At 49.9% G+C, this 3,471-nt stretch carries 5 protein-coding genes; all 5 read right to left on the bottom strand.

Annotated elements, in window-relative coordinates; all coding sequences use genetic code 11:
- Window positions 1-73 precede the first annotated feature (73 nt).
- Entirely contained in the window at window positions 74-208 is a 135-nt protein-coding gene (locus C8R14_RS14280) for a hypothetical protein (RefSeq protein ID WP_258333083.1), read from the bottom strand.
- Between the two features lie 214 nt (window positions 209-422).
- Window positions 423-1,973, bottom strand: coding sequence for a YfjI family protein (locus C8R14_RS13060; protein ID WP_011634196.1), 1,551 nt, complete (start codon window positions 1,971-1,973; stop codon window positions 423-425).
- Window positions 1,970-2,428, bottom strand: coding sequence for a toprim domain-containing protein (locus C8R14_RS13055; RefSeq protein ID WP_011634197.1), 459 nt, complete (start codon window positions 2,426-2,428; stop codon window positions 1,970-1,972). Before C8R14_RS13055 ends, C8R14_RS13060 begins: the two co-directional genes overlap by 4 nt.
- Before the next feature lie 34 nt (window positions 2,429-2,462).
- Window positions 2,463-2,966, bottom strand: coding sequence for a PriCT-2 domain-containing protein (locus tag C8R14_RS13050; protein ID WP_011634198.1), 504 nt, complete (start codon window positions 2,964-2,966; stop codon window positions 2,463-2,465).
- Window positions 2,967-3,047: 81 nt separating this feature from the next.
- On the bottom strand, window positions 3,048-3,284 hold the full coding sequence (locus C8R14_RS13045; protein WP_011634199.1) for a helix-turn-helix transcriptional regulator: 237 nt from the start codon (window positions 3,282-3,284) through the stop codon (window positions 3,048-3,050).
- Window positions 3,285-3,471 lie beyond the last annotated feature (187 nt).

Here is a 3,471-nt window from a genome sequence, read left to right as displayed (position 1 = left end):
CCCAGTCACCATGTTTCTTAATTAAAGCGGATAGGGTCATGATGTCAATCTGCCCGCCCTAAGCATTGTGCAATCACAAAACACCGATTATTTTCTCCGGGTAATGGTTTTGTATGTCCGTAGCGTTTTTAATCGCTATTTTGCGTGCAGCATAGGCTTTAGCTGGCATGGGAGATGTTATCCAGAATCCCGCATCGTTCTTGCTCATTCCCTTGTTATTCATTTCTTGAACAGTCAGACAGCGACGGTTAACCCGTGCTTTCCGGTTCGATGTTTGTCGAATGCTGCTGTGCTGTTGAAATATTCATTGCAGGTAGGGCACTGATTTCTGTCGCCTGTCAGTTCCAATTTAGTCAATTTGCTTCCCCTTGTAATTTTCTGTTTTAGACTTTTGCTAACGCTAATTTTGCTAATATTCAAGGTTAAATCACTCCATCTTTAGCAGGATTAGCAGCTTTAGCATTAGCAAAGTCCAAAAGCGCAGGATTGATAAGCAGTGTTATGCGCTTCCCATCCCTTCGCACTTGAACACGGTCAAGCTCCTCAAGTTCACGGATCGCAGCATCAATACTTTCCTTTTTCCGAAGCGGCCCATATTGCAGTGCTACGGATTTTCCTACTGTGTGCGTGCACTTATTCTCGCAATGCTCAATCAGCCAGTTATCCAACCGTACCGCGTCCGCCAGTTCAACAGGTAGCGCAAGTTCCCCAAAGAATCTCTTGGCCTCGCTAAGGTGCCATGCTGCTATATTGCCTGCCCGTCCAAAATTATCCTGACTGATAGGGCTGTTCATACCATGTTCGAGCATCTGAAACAGCGCTGCCAGTCGTACCGCGTTGTCGGCAGATTTGCTCGCGACGTCGCGTACGTCGTGAAGCTCTCCGCCGCTGGCAAGCTCCAGCTCGATGGCGTCGTGATACTCCATCCATGCCCGCTTGGCTTCGGGGGACATGTCCAGCATGGTCGGAGTAAGTGCGCCGTCATCGTCTATCGGTTCCGGCTGGCTCAGTATCGCCGCCAACCGCTGGTTGAAGGCCGCCAGAGCAGGCCAGTTTGCAGGGGCTTCGGTGAAGGGTCGGAAACCTTGGGTTGATGCAGGCCACGCCACCAGAAACCGCGCCAGAAAACCCGTACCACGCGCCAGCGCTCCCGATTTATTGAAAAACTCCCGCAGAGTGGGTTCCTGTACCTGCAAAACTACAGTCAGCCGTGCACCTTGTACCGTGAATGATTCACTGGTGCGCCGGTCTATGGCCAGGCTAGCGCCGTCCCATAACTGGTTAAGCATCGCTAGATTGCGCATAACACTATCCTTGCCCATGCCATGCGAACCAAGCACCGTACCGGCTTCACTACTGACTACGCCAGCACTGGGCCACGTCTTGGCCAATCCATACGTGAGGGCTTCGGGCGTTGCGTCCGCGTATATTAGCCGTGGAACTCTTGGCGGCTCTGGCTTGTCCTGTTGCAATTGCGTCAGATCATTTTGCAACTCGTCAGTCGGACTGCCTTTCGCCCCGGCGCTTTTTATCGCCGATAGAATCCCCTCGCGTTTCGCTTCCCATGCCGAAATGTCCGCATTATATTTCTCAATCACCGGTTTGCTGGCCTCTGCCTGTTCTGCCTCATAGTCGCGAATGACTTTGGTAAAGAAGCTATCACAGGTTGATTTTCGCTCCCCGGAATCAGCGATAGTCAGTAGGAATAAACCAACAGGGCCATGCAACTTCTCTGCTCGTTTAACGTCAATGTGTGCCTGGCAGGCCAACGACAGCGCAGCCAGTGCTGATGATGCCACCAGCGGCACAGGGGCTTTAACAAAACCCGCTACCTCTTTCACTGCTTCACGGATCGTATCCGGCAATGAGTTCAGTGGGTATGCTTCGGGTTCGATCTTTGCGGTTAATGGTTGCGGATCAGGCCAGTTATCAACCGGAGGAAAATTATCAACGCACAACACGGGATCGCTCATCGTGCCCCCCTTGAGAGAAGATCATCATTCCAGTCGCCTACCGTCTCCGGGATTAAAACTCTTACTGTAACCTCCCCGGCCACGCGCTCTGAAAGGATTGAAGCTGCCTTCTGCCCGGTCTCGTTTTGGTCGCGATCTCCAAAGATATAAAGGTTTTGCACGCCAGCAGGTAAAACAAATGATTTCAGGCCGTTTGCAGAAATACATGACCATACTGGCACCTCGCTTAAGATTGAAGCCGCCAGTGCAGTTTCAATGCCTTCTGCCACCCCAAGCGATAACCTCCCTTTTCTCAAGGAAGGGGGTGTCAGTCTGATTGCAGCGCCTTGTAATGATCCGGCAGTCGATGTCAGCTTTTTGGGATTAGGGAGGGGTGCCTTTTCGCCGTCATGTGTTAAATAGGTTCTGTGCAAAGCGACGAGATCACCGCTTGGGCTGGTAACAGCAGCGAGCATGGCGTGAAATAAACCCCAACAATCGCCTTTGCTATCACGTAACTAGATCAGGCGTATATCGCAGTGCCATTGCGTTATTTGGCACGTTTAAACCGCGATTTAACAGGTATACCCCAGCAGGGTTGTTGCTTGTGATTGGTTCTGTTTTTTCCCACAAGTCAATTAACCTGGCTTTTTGTTGTTGCCACCGCTCAACCTGCAATCGGTCGCGTTCAGCTTCTGCTTCCAGCCTAACCTGTGATCTCAAGGAGGATAAATCTATTTCCTTGTGAGTGTTTGAAGGTCTCCAGCCATTTTGTTGTGCCAGATAGAACAACGTTTTGATGGTGATTCCGCCAGTACGGTACGGCTTTATGGATCGCCATACGTCTTTAGCTTCATCGTCACCGCGGCCATCCCGCCATTCATTCCACAAGGAATGACCAGCTTCCCCTAGCTCGTTTTTCAATGCAGCAGCAACACGATGCCGGAGAGCATTATCGCCGCTGGGAATGAATCTTAAAATTTCATGTATTGAATCTAGTCCGGTATAATTCATTCAGCCCTATCCTTTCAAGAAAAGAAGTAAACGCCCGGCCGCTAACCGGGCTTTTTTTTTTGCCTGTTTTTTGAAAAGGATTTAGCTGCTTTGCTCGGCTCGATAACCTGCCGGATCCGCTAACCAGCGATGCACTTCTGCATTGTCGTACATCGTTATACGCTCACCAAGCTTGCACCGCTTCGGCGCAAGCCCTGCGACAGATAGCTGGCGAAACTTCTCCTTGGAAACTGGAATGAATGGTTTGAGCTGTGACCAGCGGGATTTGCCGGTCAATGGGATGGTTTCAGGAAGATTGGTTGTTTTGTTGCTTGTCATTAGAAATGCTCCGCAATGATTAAAGAATCACTAGAGAGCAGAAGCAATATTCCCTTAACTTTTATATACTTTATGTGCTATGATTACCCATAGTTTGCTAAAGTATTGTTAGTGTATTGTTTCTGCCGTTGGGCAGATCAAAGCAACCAAGTGTATAACTCGCTGATTGCTTCATTCAGCCTGCCCG

Origin of the sequence: Nitrosomonas eutropha, assembly GCF_003201195.1 — a bacterium.
Taxonomy (GTDB): Bacteria; Pseudomonadota; Gammaproteobacteria; order Burkholderiales; family Nitrosomonadaceae; genus Nitrosomonas; species Nitrosomonas eutropha.
This window is presented reverse-complemented; position numbering and strand designations above follow the sequence as displayed.